The 16,366-nt window shown below is 72.1% G+C and carries 14 protein-coding genes and 1 pseudogene; all 15 read left to right on the top strand.

Features of this window, described 5'->3' with window-relative positions; genetic code table 11:
• The first annotated feature begins 42 nt into the window (after positions 1-42).
• Positions 43-1,509, top strand: a pseudogene (locus tag CCN37_RS26870) (Mur ligase family protein).
• Entirely contained in the window at positions 1,506-2,963 is a 1,458-nt protein-coding gene (gene murF / locus CCN37_RS26865) for a UDP-N-acetylmuramoyl-tripeptide--D-alanyl-D-alanine ligase (protein WP_086826035.1), read from the top strand. The pseudogene CCN37_RS26870 and the gene murF overlap by 4 nt, the downstream one beginning before the upstream one ends.
• On the top strand, positions 2,960-4,051 hold the full coding sequence (gene mraY / locus CCN37_RS26860) for a phospho-N-acetylmuramoyl-pentapeptide-transferase (protein WP_086826033.1): 1,092 nt from the start codon (positions 2,960-2,962) through the stop codon (positions 4,049-4,051). The genes murF and mraY overlap by 4 nt, the downstream gene beginning before the upstream one ends.
• Positions 4,052-4,100: 49 nt before the next feature.
• A complete protein-coding gene (gene murD / locus CCN37_RS26855) occupies positions 4,101-5,462 on the top strand; it encodes a UDP-N-acetylmuramoyl-L-alanine--D-glutamate ligase (RefSeq protein ID WP_086826031.1) in 1,362 nt (453 codons plus the stop codon).
• 8 nt (positions 5,463-5,470) lie between these two features.
• Entirely contained in the window at positions 5,471-6,949 is a 1,479-nt protein-coding gene (gene ftsW, locus CCN37_RS26850; protein WP_210408219.1) for a putative lipid II flippase FtsW, read from the top strand.
• 40 nt (positions 6,950-6,989) lie between these two features.
• Complete coding sequence (murG, locus tag CCN37_RS26845; protein WP_246843339.1) at positions 6,990-8,102, top strand: undecaprenyldiphospho-muramoylpentapeptide beta-N-acetylglucosaminyltransferase; 1,113 nt, start codon at positions 6,990-6,992, stop codon at positions 8,100-8,102.
• A 66-nt stretch (positions 8,103-8,168) separates the two neighbouring features.
• Positions 8,169-9,566, top strand: a complete 1,398-nt coding sequence (gene murC / locus CCN37_RS26840) for a UDP-N-acetylmuramate--L-alanine ligase (protein ID WP_246843341.1) — start codon at positions 8,169-8,171, stop codon at positions 9,564-9,566.
• Positions 9,563-10,444, top strand: coding sequence for a cell division protein FtsQ/DivIB (locus CCN37_RS26835; protein WP_143261830.1), 882 nt, complete (start codon positions 9,563-9,565; stop codon positions 10,442-10,444). The genes murC and CCN37_RS26835 overlap by 4 nt, the downstream gene beginning before the upstream one ends.
• Before the next feature lie 484 nt (positions 10,445-10,928).
• Positions 10,929-12,308 carry a cell division protein FtsZ gene (ftsZ, locus tag CCN37_RS26830; protein ID WP_086826023.1) on the top strand — a complete coding sequence of 460 codons (1,380 nt, stop codon included), beginning with the start codon at positions 10,929-10,931 and terminating at the stop codon, positions 12,306-12,308.
• A gap of 90 nt (positions 12,309-12,398) precedes the next feature.
• Positions 12,399-13,103, top strand: a complete 705-nt coding sequence (gene pgeF, locus CCN37_RS26825) for a peptidoglycan editing factor PgeF (protein ID WP_086826021.1) — start codon at positions 12,399-12,401, stop codon at positions 13,101-13,103.
• Positions 13,104-13,184: 81 nt separating this feature from the next.
• Positions 13,185-13,904: a YggS family pyridoxal phosphate-dependent enzyme gene (locus CCN37_RS26820; RefSeq protein ID WP_086826019.1), complete on the top strand. Its 720-nt coding sequence runs from the start codon at positions 13,185-13,187 to the stop codon at positions 13,902-13,904.
• Positions 13,905-13,974: 70 nt separating this feature from the next.
• Complete coding sequence (locus CCN37_RS26815) at positions 13,975-14,610, top strand: cell division protein SepF (RefSeq protein ID WP_086826017.1); 636 nt, start codon at positions 13,975-13,977, stop codon at positions 14,608-14,610.
• Between the two features lie 19 nt (positions 14,611-14,629).
• On the top strand, positions 14,630-14,914 hold the full coding sequence (locus CCN37_RS26810; protein ID WP_086826015.1) for a YggT family protein: 285 nt from the start codon (positions 14,630-14,632) through the stop codon (positions 14,912-14,914).
• A 51-nt stretch (positions 14,915-14,965) separates the two neighbouring features.
• Positions 14,966-15,781, top strand: a complete 816-nt coding sequence (locus tag CCN37_RS26805; RefSeq protein WP_086826013.1) for a DivIVA domain-containing protein — start codon at positions 14,966-14,968, stop codon at positions 15,779-15,781.
• Positions 15,782-15,800: 19 nt separating this feature from the next.
• Complete coding sequence (locus CCN37_RS26800; RefSeq protein ID WP_086826010.1) at positions 15,801-16,331, top strand: hypothetical protein; 531 nt, start codon at positions 15,801-15,803, stop codon at positions 16,329-16,331.
• The last annotated feature ends 35 nt before the right edge of the window (positions 16,332-16,366 follow it).

Raw genomic sequence — 16,366 nt, 5'->3', positions numbered from 1 at the left:
GGGTGGGAGGGCGCGTTCTGAGCGCCGGTAGCCTTTCGCGACGTGTCTCCGGTCGTCTCGCCCAAGGCGGCGACAGCCCCGCCGCGTCCCAGCCACGTCGAGCCCGTCGGTCTGTCCGAGCTCGCGGCGCTGGTGGACGCGCGAGCGAGGCTGGACGCCGACGAACCCCTGATCACCGGCGCGACCCTGCGCGCGCAACAGGTGCGGCCCGGTGACCTCTTCGCCGCGCTGCCCGGTGCGAACGCGCACGGAGCGGACTTCGCGGCGCAAGCGCTGGCCGCGGGAGCGGTCGCGGTGCTGACGGACGAAGCGGGTGCGTCGCGCCCGGCGTTGCGGAACGTGCCGCTGCTGGTGCACGAGGACCCGCGCGGAGTCCTTGGCGCGCTCGCGGCGCGGATCTACGGCAACCCCTCCGAGAAACTCGCGATCGTGGGTGTCACGGGCACCTCGGGCAAGACGACGGTCACGACGATGATCGAAGCGGGGCTGCGCGCGGCGGGGCACACGACGGGCCTGATCGGCACGNNGCGCTGTTCGCGGTGATGGTGGAGCGCGGGGTCACGCACGTGGCCATGGAGGTCTCCAGTCACGCGCTCGCGCTCGGCAGGGCGGCGGGGACGCGGTTCGCGGTCGGGGCGTTCACGAACCTCTCGCAGGACCACCTGGACTTCCACGCGGACATGGAGGACTACTTCCAGGCCAAGGCCGCGCTGTTCGACGGCAGGGCCGACGTGGAGGTCGTCTGCGTCGACAACGAGTGGGGCCCGCGCCTGGTCAAGGACGGCACCGTCACGGTCGCGCTGGACGNNGGCGAGCGGGGCGCAGACCTTCCGCGTCGCGGGGCCGGACGGGATCGAGCTGGACGCGGTCGTGCGGCTGCCGGGGATCTTCAACGTGAGCAACGCGCTGCTGGCCGTCGCCTGCGCGCACGCGGCGGGGGTCGCGCCGCAGGACAGCGTCCGCGCGATCGGCGAGCTGGACGTGCCGGGGCGGATGGAGCGGGTCAACCGCGGCCAGGACTTCGTCGCGCTCGTGGACTACTCGCACAAGCCCGCCGCGGTGTCGGCGGTGCTGGACACCGTGCGCGACCAGATCGACCGCGCGGGCAATGGCGGCAAGGTGATCGTCGTGCTCGGCTGCGGCGGTGACCGGGACCGCGCGAAGCGGCCGATCATGGGCGACGCCGCGGTGCGCCGCGCGGAGCTGACGGTCATCACGGACGACAACCCGCGCAGCGAGGAGCCCGGCACCATCCGCGCCGCGATGGTGGAGGGAGCCCTCGCGGTGCCGCAGGACCAACGCGGCGAGGTGGTCGAGATCGGTGACCGCCGCGCCGCCATCCAGGAGGCGGTGCGCCGCGCCGAGCCCGGCGACATCGTCGTGGTCGCGGGCAAGGGCCACGAGACCGGGCAGGAGATCTCCGGGGTCGTGCACCCCTTCGACGACCGGCACGTCCTCGCCGACGCCATCGACGAGCGCTTCGGCTTCTTCGGGAAGGACCACGCGTGATCCCGCTCAGTTTGGCCGAGATCGCCAAGGCGGTCGGCGGTCGGCTGCACAACACCGACGGCAGCCCGGTGATCACCGGCTCCGTCGAGTTCGACTCGCGCCAGCTCTCCGGCGGCGGCCTGTTCGTCGCGCTGCCGGGGGAGAAGGTCGACGGGCACGACTTCGCCGCGAAGGCGATCGCCGGCGGCGCGGCCGGGGTGCTTGCCGCGCGCGAGGTGGACGCGCCCTCGGTGATCGTGCCGCCGGTGAGCGAGGCCCACCACGGCTCGGTCGCGCTCACGGGGGACTCCGACGGCTCGGGCGCCGCGGTGCTCGCGGCGCTGGCCGCGCTGGCCCGCCACGTCGTCGACCGGCTCGAAGACCTCAACGTCGTCGGGGTGACCGGGTCCTCCGGCAAGACCTCGACGAAGGACCTCATCGCGCAGGTGCTGAGCCCGATGGGGCCCACCGTCGCGCCGCCGGGGTCGTTCAACAACGAGCTGGGCCACCCGTGGACGGCGCTGCGCTCCGACTCGGACACGCGGTTCCTGGTGCTGGAGCTGTCCGCGCGCGGGGTCGGGCACATCGCCCAGCTCTGCGAGGTCGCCCCGCCCAAGATCGGCGTGGTGCTCAACGTCGGCAGCGCGCACCTGAGCGAGTTCGGCACCCGCGAGGACATCGCCCGCACCAAGGGCGAACTCGTCGAGTCGCTGCCCTCCGACGGCGTCGCGGTGCTCAACGCCGACGACCCGCTGGTGGCGGCGATGGCCGAGCGCACGAAGGCGAAGGTCGTCCTGGTTGGACAGTCGCCGAAGGCCGACGTGCGCGCGGAGGACGTCGAGCTGGACGAGCAGGCGCGCGCCCGATTCCTGTTGGTGGCACCGCAGGGCAGTGCGCGCGTCGAGCTGGGCCTGCACGGCGAGCACAACGTCGGCAACGCGCTCAGCGCGGCGGCGGTGGCGCTCGAACTCGGTGCCAGCGTTGAGGAAGTCGCGCAGCGGCTCTCCGGCGCGCAGCGGGTTTCCCAGCGCCGCATGGAGGTCACCACCCGCGCGGACGGCGTCACGGTGGTCAACGACTCCTACAACGCCAACCCGGAGTCGGTGCGCGCGGCGCTGAAAACCCTCGCCGCGATGACCCACGGGGAGCAACCCCGGCGCGGCTGGGCCGTCCTCGGAGTGATGGCCGAACTCGGCGATGACCACATCGCCGCCCACGACGGGATCGGCCGGTACGCCGTGCGGCTGGACGTCAGCCGCCTCGTCGTCGTCGGAGAGCAGGCGGCCCCGATGCATCAGGGCGCCTACCTGGAAGGCTCGTGGGGAGAGGAGTCCGTGCTCGTGCCGGACGTCGACGCGGCCATCGCGCTGCTGCGCGATCAGGTTCGCGAAGGGGACGTGGTGTTGGTGAAGGCCTCCAAGGTCGCCGGGTTGTGGCGGGTCGCAGACGCGCTGCTGGAGGGGACTGACCAGTGAGGAACATCCTCATCGCGGCGGGCATCGCGCTCGTCGTCTCGATCCTGCTCACCCCGTACCTGATCAAGGTCTTCTCGCGGCAGGGCTTCGGCCAGGAGATCCGCGAGGAGGGCCCGCAGCACCACAAGACCAAGCGCGGGACGCCCACCATGGGCGGCGTGGCGATCATCATCGCCATCTGGGCCGGCTACGGCGGAAGCCACCTGTTCGTCCAGCTGACCAACCCCAAGCCGGAGTCGGGGCCGACGGCCTCCGGGCTCGTGGTGATGCTGCTGACCAGCGGCCTGGCGCTGGTGGGCTTCCTGGACGACTTCATCAAGATCCGCAAGCAGCGCAACCTGGGCCTGAACAAGACGGCGAAGCTGGTCGGCCAGTTCGTGGTCACCATCGCCTTCGCCCTGCTGGCGCTGCAGTTCCGCGAGCCGAGGACCGGCCTGACGCCCGCGTCGGTGCACCTGTCCTTCACCCGCGACATCGCGATCGTCTCCTTCGGCACCGTCGGCTTCATCGTCTTCTGCTACCTGCTGGTCAGCGCGTGGTCGAACGCGGTGAACTTCACCGACGGCCTGGACGGCCTCGCGGCGGGCTCCTCGGCGATGGTGCTCGGCACCTACGTCGTCATCTCCTTCTGGCAGTTCCGCTCCGACTGCTCGGTCAAGCTCGACCCGGGCTGCTACTGGGTGCGCGACCCGCTGGACCTCGCCGTGATCGCGGCCGCCGCCATGGCCGGCTGCGTCGGCTTCCTGTGGTGGAACGCCGCGCCCGCGAAGATCTTCATGGGCGACACCGGCTCGCTGGCCCTCGGCGGCCTGGTCGCCGGTCTGGCGATCAGCACCCGCACCGAGCTGCTCATGATCATCATCGGTGGCCTCTTCGTCATCGAGGCGATGTCGGTGGTGCTGCAGATCGTGGTCTTCCGCACCACCAGGAAGCGGCTGTTCCGGATGGCGCCGTTCCACCACCACTTCGAGCTGGCCGGGTGGGCGGAGACGACGGTGATCATCAGGTTCTGGCTGATGGCCGGGATCTGCTGCCTGCTCGGGCTCGGCGTGTTCTACAACGACTGGCTCTCGTTCACCGGAGGCTGACTCTTTGTCCACTGTGGACGGTACCGAAGATCCGCTTGCGGGATCGAGCATGACCTACGCGGGGAAGTCGGTCCTGGTCGCGGGCGCCGGGGTCTCCGGTCGCTCCGCCGCCGCCGCGCTGCTCGCCGAGGGCGCGGCGGTCACGGTCACCGACTCCGCCCCGGACCGCTTCGGCGGGCTGGACGCGGGGATCGCCGCCGCGGTCGGCCTGACCGCGCCGCCGGAGGGCACCGACCTCGTGGTCACCAGCCCCGGCTGGCGCCCCTCGTCGCCGTTGCTGGTCGCCGCCGCCGAGCAGGGCGTCGAGGTGATCGGCGAGGTCGAGTTCGCGTGGCGGCTGGCCCAGCACCGCCCGAACCCGCCCGCGTGGCTCGCGGTCACCGGGACCAACGGCAAGACCACCACGGTCACCATGCTGGCCTCGATCCTGCGCGCCGCCGGGGTGAACGCGGTGGCCTGCGGCAACGTCGGGCTGCCGGTCGTCGCGGCGGTCCGCGCGGGCTACGACGTGCTCGCGGTGGAGCTCTCCAGCTTCCAACTGCACTGGTCGTCCTCGTTGCGGATGAACGCCGCAGCGGTGGTCAACATCGCCGAGGACCACATCGACTGGCACGGATCGCTGGAGGAGTACGCGGCGGCCAAGGGCAAGATCTACGCGGGCGACGGCGTCGCGATCTACAACGCTGACGACGCGTGGTCGACGCGGCTGAGCGAGGGCGACGGCGGCCGCCGCGTGGGCTTCACGCTCGGCGAGCCCGGCCAGGGACAGCTCGGCGTTCGCGGAGAATCTTTGGTGGACAAGGCTTTCGGGGACGGCGACACGGTTCTTGCGGATGTCGCGGACGTGCACCCGCCGGGCCCGTACAACGTCGCGAACGCGCTCGCCGCCGCCGCGCTGGCCAGGGCGCACGGCGTGCCCGCCGAGGCGATCGGCAAGGGACTGCGCGACTTCACGCCGAACCCGCACCGCTCCGCGCTCGTCACCGAGCACGAGGGCATCCGCTGGATCGACGACTCCAAGGCCACCAACCCGCACGCCGCAGCCGCCTCCCTGGCCACCCACGACCGGGTGGTCTGGATCGCGGGCGGACTGCTCAAGGGCGCGGTGGTGGACGAGCTCGTCGCGGGCGCGGCCGACCGGCTGGCCGGAGTGGTCCTGCTGGGCCGCGACCGCGCGGTGATCGCGGCGGCGCTGGCGCGACACGCACCCGAGGTTCCCGTGCACGAGGTGACGGCGGGGGACCATGGGGCCATGACCGAGGTGGTGCGCGCGGCGCGTGCAATGGCTCGACCGGGTGATGTCGTCCTGCTGGCGCCCGCGGCCGCGTCGATGGACATGTTCGAGGACTACCCGCACCGGGGAAGGGTGTTCGCCGAGGCCGTCAGGAACCTGACCGACCGGGCGAGGTGAGCAGCGCGATGCCGCGAAACCCCGAGAACGACACGGCGACCGCGACGGGCACGGCGACGGCGAAGAAGCCCCGCTCGATCCGGCGGGAGCGCCAGGGGCGGGCCTCGTCGATGCGCGGCGCGCTCACCGCGTGGCTGAGCCGGCCGCTGGCGTCGTTCCACCTGATCCTCGCGGTGTTCGGCCTGCTCACCGCGCTGGGCCTGATCATGGTGCTCTCCGCCTCCAGCGTGGAGTCCTACAGCAAGGAGGGCTCCTCCTACTCGGTGTTCGTCAAGCAGCTGGCCTACACCGTGGTCGGGCTCGTGCTGTTCTGGCTGATCCTGCGGATGCCGCTGCGGATCATCAGGCGGATGACCTTGGTGTTCATGGGGATCAGCGTGCTGCTGCTTGTGCTCGTGCTGCTGCCGGGCGTCGGCGCGAAGCTCAACGGCGCGCAGAGCTGGTTCAAGATCGGCCCGGTCTCCTTCCAGCCGGTGGAGCCCGCCAAGATCGCGCTCGCGCTGTGGGGCGGGCACGTGCTGGCCACCAAGCGCGCGCTGCTGCACCAGTGGCGGCACATCCTGGTCCCGGTGATGCCCGCGGCGCTGCTGATGTTCGCGCTGCTGATGCTCCAGCCCGACCTGGGCAGCACGGTCACGCTGGTCATCATCGTGCTGGCGCTGCTGTGGTTCGCCGGAGCGCCGATGCGGCTCTTCGGCGTGCTCGCGCTCGGCGCGGCCACCGGCTTCGGCGTGCTGGCGGTGACCGCCGGCTACCGGCTGGACCGGCTGACCTCCTTCTTCGACCCGGAGAACGCCTCCGGCGACTCGGTCTACCAGGCCTCGCAGGCGCTGTACGCGCTCGCCGACGGCGGGCTGTTCGGGGTCGGGCTCGGCCAGGGCAGCGCCAAGTGGCGGTACCTGCCCAACGTGCACAACGACTTCATCTTCGCGGTGATCGGCGAGGAACTGGGCATGGTCGGCTGCCTGCTCGTGCTGACCCTGTTCGGCCTGCTGGCCTACTCGGGCCTGCGCATCGCCATGCGCAACACCGACCCCTGGATCCGCCTGGTGTCGGCCACCTTCACCGTCTGGCTGGTCGCGCAGGCCGCGATCAACATGGGCTACGTGGTCGGCCTGCTGCCCGTCACCGGCCTGCAGCTGCCGCTGATCTCCTCCGGTGGCACCTCGCAGGTGATGACGATGGTGGTGTTCGGCTTGCTGGCGAACTTCGCGCGGCACGAACCCGAGGCGGTGGCCGCACTGCGCTCGCTGGGACCTGGCAGAGTGGGCCGCCTCCTGCGGCTGCCCGCCCCGGAGCCGTACCGGCCCCCGGCGCGCCGCAGGACCGCGCGGGCGGGCGTCCCGCCGAAGCCCGCAGGCAGACCGGCCGTGCACCGCGGCAGCGCGGCGCAGCAGCTCGACGACCGGCGCAGGACGCGGCGCAACCCGGCGGCAGCGGAGAGCAGGCGGCGCGGGAACTGGCGGCAGTCGCAGGACTACCGCTGACCGAACGGGGTCGGCGGCGACAGACAGGAGAGCACCACAGGTGAACGGGCAGGACGGCACCATCAGCACCACGGGCCCGTGCGTGGTCGTGGCGGGCGGCGGTACCGCCGGACACATCGAGCCCGCGCTGGCGCTGGCCGACGCGGTGCGCAGGCTCCGCCCGGACGTGCGGGTGGTCGCGCTAGGGACTGCGCGCGGCCTGGAGACCAAGATCGTTCCCGCCCGTGGCTACCAGCTGGAGCTGATCCCGCCGGTGCCGCTGCCGCGCAAGCCCAGCCCCGACCTGCTCAAGCTGCCGCTGAAGGTGCGCGGCGCGATCAAGCAGACCAGGGAGATCTTCGAGCGGCACCGCGCCAGCGTCGTGGTGGGCTTCGGCGGCTACGTGGCCCTGCCCGCCTACCTGGCCGCGCGCGGGCGCGTGCCGATCGTGGTGCACGAGGCCAACGCTCGCTCCGGCCTGGCGAACAAGGTCGGCGCGAAGTTCGCCGCCGCCGTCGCCGCCGCGGTCCCGGGAAGCGGTCTGCCGCAGGCGGAGGTGCTCGGCATCCCGCTGCGCCGCTCGATCACCTCGCTGGACCGCGCCGCGCTGCGCGAGGAGGCCCGCCGCCACTTCGGCCTGCACCCGAGCGCGCCGACGCTGCTGGTGGTCGGTGGCTCGCAGGGCGCGCAGTCGCTGAACAACGCGGTCGCCGGTGCCGCCGTCGCGCTCGGCCAGGCCGGGATCGGCGTGCTGCACGCGCACGGCCCGAAGAACTCCCTCGCCGTGCAGGGCGTTCCCGGCGCCCCGATCTACCAGCCCGTTCCGTACCTGGAGCGGATGGACCTCGCCTACGCCGCCGCCGACGTGATCCTCTGCCGCTCCGGCGCGATGACCGTCGCCGAGGCCTCGGCCGTCGGCCTGCCCGCGGTGTACGTCCCGCTGCCGCACGGCAACGGCGAGCAGGCGCTCAACGGCCAGCCGATCGTGGACGCGGGCGGCGCGCTGATGATCAACGACGCCGACCTGACCCCGCAGGCGGTCATCGACACGGTCATCCCGCTGCTGCGCGACGGCGAGCGCATCGCGAAGATGGGCGCGGCAGCGCAGGGCAGCGGCCACCGCGAGGCCGACGAGGCACTGGCCCGCATGGTCTTCGGCGTCATGAAGGGCTGAGCACAAGTGACCGATCTCGACCTGAGACTGGCCAGGACGCACCTGGTGGGCATCGGCGGAGCCGGGATGAGCGGCATCGCGCGCATCCTGCTGGCCAGGGGCGCGCAGGTGTCCGGCTCCGACGCCAAGGACTCGCGCACGGTGCTCGCGCTGAAGGCGCAGGGCGCGCACATCGGCCTCGGCCACGAGGCGTGGCACCTCGACCAGGTCCCCGGCGGGCCCACGGCCGTGGTGGTCTCCACCGCGATCCGGCCCGACAACCCCGAGCTGGTCGCGGCGCAGAAGCGCGGGATCACCGTGCTGCGCAGGGCCGAGGCGCTGGCCGCGCTGATGTCCGGGCACCGCGTGGCCTGCATGGCGGGCACGCACGGCAAGACCTCCACCACCTCGATGCTGACGGTGGCGTTGCAGCACTGCCGCCTCGACCCGTCCTTCGCCATCGGCGGCGACCTCAACGAGTCCGGGGCCAACGCCCACCACGGCTCCGGCGGGATCTTCGTCGCCGAGGCCGACGAGAGCGACGGCTCCTTCCTGGTCTTCTCCCCGTCGGTGGCGGTGGTGACCAACGTGGAGGCCGACCACCTCGACCACCACGGCACGGTCGAGGCGTACGTGGCGGTCTTCGACTCCTTCGTGGAGCGGATCGCCCCGGGCGGCGTGCTGATCGCCTGCGCCGACGACGCGGGCTCCGCCGCGCTCGCCGACCGCGCGGAAGCGGCCGGGGTGCGCGTGCGCCGCTACGGCCGCGCCGCCACGGGGGAGAACGACGCGCAGATCCTGGGCTACGAGCCGGCCGACACCGGCGGCAAGGTCACGCTGCGGCTGCCGAAGCAGTTGGCGGACAACGGTTCCACCGACCCGATCACCGTGGACGTGGCGGTCGCCGGAGAGCACATGGCGGCCAACGCGCTCGCCGCGCTGCTCGCCGGGCTGGAGCTGGGCGCTCCGCTGGACGGGCTGCGCGCCGGGCTCGCGGCCTTCGGCGGGGTGCGGCGGCGCTTCGAGTTCAAGGGGACGACGCGCGGCGTGCGGGTCTACGACGACTACGCCCACCACCCGACCGAGGTCGCCGCGCAGCTCACGGCGGCGCGCCCGGTCGCGGGCGCGGGCAAGCTGATCGTGGCCTTCCAGCCGCACCTGTACTCGCGGACCCGGTTGTTCGCCAAGGAGTTCGCCGAGGCGCTGGCCCTGGCCGACCACGTGGTGGTGCTGGACGTCTTCGGCGCCCGCGAGGAGCCGGAGCCCGGCGTCAGCGGGGCGACGGTCGCCGAGCTGGTCCAGCTGCCGCAGGGCAGCGTGCACTACGAGCCCTCGATCACCGACGCGCCGAAGTACCTGGCCCGGGTTGCCGGGGCGGGTGACCTGGTGATCACCATGGGCGCTGGCGACGTGACCATGCTCGGCCCCGAGGTGCTGGCCAGGCTCGACCGGGAGCCGGAGAAGTCCGAGGAGTCGACTGCGTGAGCTCGCCGACGCGCGGAGCGGGGGGCGCCCGCTCGGGTGAACCCGCCGCACGGGACCGTTCCGCCGCCCGGCGGGGCGGTCCCTCCGCGCGCGGTGAGCACGGCGAGCGCGCCGGGCACGGGGAGCGCCGGAGCCGTGACGAGCGCGGGCGCGGCGGTCGCCGACCACCGCCACGGGGCGGCGGCAGGGGCGGGCGCCGCCCGGTCCGCCGGGTGCGCTCGCGGGTCCGCCCGTGGATGGTGCTGCTGGTGGTGCTCGTCGTGCTCGCACTCGGCTACGTCGGCCTGTTCACCTCGGTGCTCGGTGTCCGCACGGTCGAGGTGGCCGGGACGAAGACGATCACCGTCGAGGAGGTCCGCGCCGCCGCCGCGATCCCGGACGGCCACCCGATCCTGCGGCTGAGCAGCGCGGACGTGGCCGCGCGGGTCAAGGCGCTTCCCGTGGTGGAGTCGGCCGAGGTGGACTGGTCGCTGCCGTCCACGGTGACGATCTCGGTGGTGGAGCGGGCCCCGGTCGCGGTCTTCCCGGCCGAGGACGGCACCAAGCTGGTCGACCGCACGGGAACGCCCTACGCCACCGTCGCGACGGCGCCGCCGGGGCTGCCCGTGCTCAAGCTGGCCCGCATCGCCCCGGACGACCCGACCACGCTGGCCGCGGTCGGCGTGCTCACCGCGCTGCCGGAGAAACTGCGCGTCGAGGTGCAGGTGATCAGCGCGGAGAGCTCCGGCGACATCCGGCTGGCGCTGTCGGGGGACCGCGAGGTCCGGTGGGGTGGCACGGCGGACTCCCCGCGCAAGGCCGAGGTGCTGCTGGTGCTGCTGAGCCGCCAGGGCTCCACCTACAACGTCTCCAGTCCCGACCTCCCCACGGTGTCCTGATCGCACTGTCCACAGTGGACAGGGAATCGCAACCGCTTGAGCTGCAAGAACTTTCCTACCGGTCGGTCGGTCTGCTGCGCCGTGACGAAAATCCGGACCGAGGGCGAACCCCGTCACCCTCCGCTCGGTAACGTATGGGGCGGTTGGGATCTGGTTTCGCGCCGATCGGGGGCCCTCGGGCTTCTCGATCTTCGGCGGGGTGTTGCCCGACGGAGTGACCGTCGTGTGACCCTCTGTGGCTTTGGCCAGGGATTTTCGTCAGCCTGGTCACGTGTGTGGACACGCGCGGCGTGGCTACTGGACCTCGCGTCTGGGCGTGCTTAACGTCGCGGTCGAGGGGTTCAGGGGTTGATCTGAGGAATCCAGGCCTCTTGGACGAGGTCAAGGGTTCGATCCGGGCCTGACGCCGGGTGGCGAGGAGTCCAGCCCGCAACCACCGCAGTACCCCAGTGCACACGAGCCACGATCAGGAAGGCGGATTCCGATGACGCCCCCGCACAACTACCTCGCGGTGATCAAGGTCGTCGGCATCGGCGGCGGCGGTGTCAACGCCGTCAACCGCATGATCGAGGTTGGTTTGAAGGGCGTCGAGTTCATCGCGGTGAACACCGACGCCCAGGCGCTGCTGATGTCCGACGCCGACGTGAAGCTCGACATCGGCCGCGAGCTGACCAGGGGTCTTGGCGCAGGCGCCAACCCCGAGGTCGGCGGCAAGGCCGCGCACGACCACAAGGAGGAGATCGAGGAGGTCCTCAAGGGGGCCGACATGGTCTTCGTGACCGCGGGTGAGGGCGGTGGCACCGGCACCGGTGGCGCCCCGGTCGTCGCCTCGATCGCCCGCAAGCTCGGCGCGCTGACCATCGGTGTGGTCACCCGGCCGTTCTCCTTCGAGGGCAAGCGCCGCGCCAAGCAGGCCGAAGAGGGCATCCAGCAGCTGCGCAACGAGTGCGACACGCTGATCGTGATCCCCAACGACCGGCTGCTGCAGCTCGGCGACGTCGGCGTGAGCCTGATGGACGCCTTCCGCTCGGCGGATGAGGTCCTGCTCTCCGGTGTCCAGGGCATCACCAACCTGATCACCACCCCCGGTCTGATCAACCTGGACTTCGCCGACGTCAAGAGCGTCATGTCCGGCGCGGGCAGCGCGCTCATGGGCATCGGCTCGGCCAGGGGCGAGGGCCGCGCGGTGCAGGCCGCGGAGAAGGCGATCAACTCGCCGCTGCTGGAGGCCTCGATGGAGGGCGCGCACGGCGTGCTGCTGTCCATCTCCGGCGGCTCCGACCTCGGCCTCTTCGAGATCAACGAGGCCGCCTCGCTGGTCCAGGAGGCCGCGCACCCCGAGGCCAACATCATCTTCGGCACGGTCATCGACGACTCCCTGGGCGATGAGGTGCGGGTCACCGTGATCGCCGCGGGCTTCGACGGCGGCACCCCGACGCACAAGAAGCTGGAGCCGATGGCGGTCTCCAGCAGGGGCCCGGTCGCCCCCGCCCAGGCGGGCCACGTCGGCCAGCACCAGGAGCCGGTGCAGCAGCCCCCGCCGCAGCCGGACCCGGCTCCCGTGCAGCAGGCGCCCGTGCAGCAGCCGATCCAGCAGCAGGCGCCGATCCAGCAGCAGCCCGTCCAGCAGGCTCCGGTGCAGCACGCCGCCCCGGTCCAGCCGGAGCCGCAGGTCAGCGCCTACCAGCCGGCGAACCCGACCCCTCCGGTCGAGCAGCAGGCCCAGCAGCGCCCGAACCCGACGCCGCCGGTCGGCCTGCCCGGCCACGGCCTCGGCGGGCACGGTCTGCCCTCGCGCTCGGTCCCGGTCAGCGACGACCCCGAGGACGACGAGGTCGACGTCCCGCCGTTCATGCGCCGCTGAACCACCCCGCTCCACGTCTTCGGCCGGACTCGCTTCGAGTCCGGCCGTTTTCGTGGTGGAGAATGGGTTTTCTTCGTGGGAGGAGCGGGTGTGCGCGTTCGTCGGGTGATCACGACCAGGCAGGGCGGGGCCTCTGGCGCCCCCTACGAGTCGTTCAACCTGGGTGACCACGTCGGTGACGACCCGGGCGCGGTGCGGGCCAACCGGGTGCGCCTCGCCGAGGGGATCGGGCTGACCCCCGAGCGCCTGGTGTGGATGGAGCAGGTGCACGGCCGCACCGTCGGCGTGGTGAAGGGACCGGTCGCCGAACCGGTCGAGGCCACCGACGCGCTGGTCACGACCGAACCCGGGCTCGCGCTGGTCGCGCTCGTGGCCGACTGCGTGCCGGTGCTGCTCGGCGACGCCGAGGCCGGGGTGATCGCCGCGGTGCACGCCGGGCGCGTCGGCGCTCGGGTCGGCGTCATCCCCGCGACCCTGGAGGCCATGCGCGAACAGGGCGCCGAGCTGAGCCGGATCGAGGCGCTGCTCGGCCCGTCGGTGTGCGGCGAGTGCTACGAGGTGCCCGCCGCGATGCAGGCCGACGTCGAGAAGCACCTGCCGGGCAGCGCGTGCAAAACCCGCTCCGGCACCCCCGGCCTGGACCTGCGCGCCGGGCTCTGGCAGCAGCTCGCCGACGCGGGCGTGGGGCGGGTCGGGCTCGACCCCCGCTGCACCGTCGAGGAGCAGACCCTGTTCAGCCACCGCAGGCAGGCCCCGACGGGCCGACTGGCCGCGGTGGTCTGGATGGAGCAGTGACGCTGCCCGCCGTTCGGTCCAGCGCTCGCGCGGACGGGCGCACTCGATCTTTGTGAGCCGAGCCACGAAGGGACTCCAGTCATGACCGAGGACCGCAGGGCCGAGCTCGCCGAGGCGCTCGCCGGGCTGCGCGCGCGGATCGACGCCGCCTGCGTCGCGGCCGGGCGCGCTCCGGGAGAGGTCCGTCTGCTGCCGGTCACCAAGACCTTCCCCGCCGACGACATCGCCCTGCTCGCCGAGCTCGGGATGACGGAGTTCGGCGAGAACCGGGACCAGGAGGCCCGCGCCAAGGCCGAGGAGCTGAGCGCGCTCGCGCCCCGGCTGCACATGATCGGCAACGTCCAGCGGAACAAGGCGCGCTCGGTCGCCAGGTGGGCGGCGGTGGTGCAGACCGTGGACAGCCCCAGGCTCGCCGAGGCCTTCGCGAAGGCCGTCGCGGCCGCCAGGGAGGCCGGTGAGCGCGACGGGCCGCTGGAGGTGCTGCTGCAGGCCAGCATCGACGGCGATCCGGCGCGTGGTGGCTCTCCGTTACCGGAATTAACCGCGTTGGCTGACCAGGTAGCCCGTTCGGAGCAACTGATCTTGCGCGGTGTGATGACTGTCGCACCGCGTTCCTGGGAGCCTGAGCGGGCCTTCGCCGCCTTGGCGGAAGCGGTCGCGAAACTGCTCGTCGATCACCCGAATGGCGTGGAGATCTCCGCGGGGATGAGCCAAGATCTGGAGGCGGCGATCGCCCACGGCTCCACCTTGGTGCGTGTCGGAACCTCCCTGCTCGGAGGTCGGCGGTTAGCCTCGCAGTAGCAAGTCGACGGGGTGGCGCCGCTGCTCTCGGCGGTGGGGAGTCGCGTCTGACGACGGGGAAGGGCTGGCGATGAGCGGGCTGCAGAAGCTGAAGGCCTACTTCGGGATGGTCCCCGCCGACGAGGCGGAGTACGACCGGGACTACCGCCGTGGCGACTACCCCGACGATCACGCTGCGTACGCGGACGCCGACGACTACGAGCCGTACCCGGAGCGCTCCGCGCGCCGGCGCCGGTTCGGCCGCTACCAGCCCGAGCTGGTCGACGACTACGCCGAGGACTCCGGCGACTACGACGTCGAGCCGGAGCGCACGCGGGGCAACCGGTGGGCGGGCACCCCGCCGCCGACCCGGGGCGCCCTCGCCGTGGAGCCCGAGCACGAGCCGGTCTCCCGCGTCCGGCCGCCGATCGAGCACCCCGCGCACCCGCTGAGCCGGATCACCACGCTGCATCCGCGCAGCTACAGCGAGGCGCGCACGATCGGCGAGCACTACCGCGACGGCATCCCGGTGATCATCAACCTGACCGAGATGGACAACGCCGACGCCCGCCGCCTGGTGGACTTCTCGGCCGGTCTGGCGTTCGCCCTGCGGGGCGCGTTCGACAAGGTCACCAACAAGGTGTTCTTGCTCTCACCGCCCAACGTGGACGTGACCGCGGAGGACCGGCGCAGGATCGCCGAAGGCGGCTTCCTCAACCGAGGCTGAGAAGTGGCAGAGTAGAAGCGTGAACCCGGTCCTGGTCGTCCTGTACTACGTGCTCTTCTCGTTCTGGTTGCTGCTGATGGCGCGCGTCGTGGTCGAGGCGGTTCGCTTCTTCGCGCGCGAGTGGCGACCGGCGGGCGGGGTTGCGGTGACGCTGGAGACCATCTACACAGTGACCGACCCACCCGTTCGGATGGCGCGTCGAGTGATGCCGTCCGTCCGAATCGGGGGCGTCGGACTGGACTTGTCGATTATGGTGCTGCTGCTGGTCGTCATCATCCTGATGGGACTGGTGCGCCCCGGGTAACGGGGAACCCGAGGCTGACAGGCAGCCAGGAGTGCGTGAGGTGATCTGAGGATGCCGTTGACCCCCGCCGACGTTCACAACGTCGCGTTCAGCAAGCCGCCGATCGGTAAACGCGGCTACAACGAGGACGAGGTCGATGCCTTCCTCGACATGGTCGAGAGCGAGCTCGCCCGGCTGATCGAGGAGAACAACGACCTGCGTGCCCAGGTCGAGGAGCTGGACGCCCAGCTCGGCTCGACCCGCACCGAACTGGACGACGCGCGCTCGCGCTCGGCCTCGGTGCCCGCGGCGCGTTCCATGGACGAGCCGCGCCGCTTGGCGCCCGTCCCGCCGCCCAGCGTGATGGAGCAGACCTCTCCCGGCAGTGGTGACCACCACGTGCAGGCCGCGAAGGTCCTGGGTCTTGCCCAGGAGATGGCCGACCGGCTGACCGCCGAGGCCAAGGCGGAGTCCGACGGCATGCTGTCGGAGGCCCGCACCAAGTCCGAGCAGCTGCTGTCCGAGGCTCGCGCCAAGGCCGACAGCATGGTCAACGAGGCGCGCACCCGCGCCGAGACGATGCTCAACGACGCCCGCACCCGCTCCGACACCCTGGAGCGCAAGGCGCTGGAGAAGTCCACCGCCCTGGAGCGCGACGCCCAGCGCAAGCACGCCGAGGTCATGGGCACCATCACCCAGGAGAAGAACACCCTGGAGAAGGAGATCGACAAGCTGCGCACGTTCGAGCGGGAGTACCGCACGCGGCTGACGACCTTCCTGAAGTCCCAGCTGGGCGAGCTCGAGGGCCGTGCGTCCGCCGCACCGTCGGAGGGCAGGGGTTCCGGTGGTGGCTACACCTTCGGCAGCCGTGCCGCCGAAGCCGGCTGAGCCGGTCTGACGTTCGGCAGTGCTGTACGTAGTCCTGCTGTTGGTTCTGGCCGCTTTCGGCCTGTTGGTCCTCGCCCTCGCCTCCGGGACGACCGGGTGGGCGTGGGGTTCGGTGGCGCTGAGCGTGGCCGCCGCGGTGGTGCTGGTCCTGGACTGGGCCGCTCGCCGTGGGCGCCGTGAGGCCGTCACCGGGCCGGAGCAACGGGCCGACACCGTGCTCGACGCGGTGGCGAGCGCAGGGGCGAACTCCGCCCCCGATGACGCCGCCACCGAGGCGGAGCCGGAGAGCGACAGCGGACGATCTCGGCGGGAACCCGCCGAGGAGGACACCGACGCGGCCGACCTGCTGGTCGTGGCGGGCCTGACCGACGAGGTCCTGGTGGTCGACGAGCGCCCCAGGTACCACTTGCCGAGCTGCGAGTGGGCCAGGGAGCACGCGACGATGCCGTTGCCGGTGCGTGAGGCACGCGAGCTGGGGTTCACCCCCTGCGCGCTGTGCACCCCGGACGCGGTGCTGGCCACCGTGCACAGGACCCTGCGGGCCAGGTAGGACGAAGACGTGCGGTGGGGCGGACGGCCGAGGAG

This window comes from Allokutzneria sp. NRRL B-24872, from assembly GCF_002155965.1.
GTDB lineage: Bacteria > Actinomycetota > Actinomycetes > Mycobacteriales > Pseudonocardiaceae > Allokutzneria.
This window is presented reverse-complemented; position numbering and strand designations above follow the sequence as displayed.

Coding starts and splice junctions, on each gene's coding strand:
- ftsZ (WP_086826023.1), top strand. CDS start 10,929: ATGACGCCCCCGCACAACTACCTCGCGGTGATCAAGGTCGTCGGCATC.
- CCN37_RS26820 (WP_086826019.1), top strand. CDS start 13,185: ATGACCGAGGACCGCAGGGCCGAGCTCGCCGAGGCGCTCGCCGGGCTG.
- ftsW (WP_210408219.1), top strand. CDS start 5,471: ATGCCGCGAAACCCCGAGAACGACACGGCGACCGCGACGGGCACGGCG.
- murC (WP_246843341.1), top strand. CDS start 8,169: ATGAGCGGCATCGCGCGCATCCTGCTGGCCAGGGGCGCGCAGGTGTCC.
- murD (WP_086826031.1), top strand. CDS start 4,101: ATGACCTACGCGGGGAAGTCGGTCCTGGTCGCGGGCGCCGGGGTCTCC.
- CCN37_RS26815 (WP_086826017.1), top strand. CDS start 13,975: ATGAGCGGGCTGCAGAAGCTGAAGGCCTACTTCGGGATGGTCCCCGCC.
- CCN37_RS26805 (WP_086826013.1), top strand. CDS start 14,966: ATGCCGTTGACCCCCGCCGACGTTCACAACGTCGCGTTCAGCAAGCCG.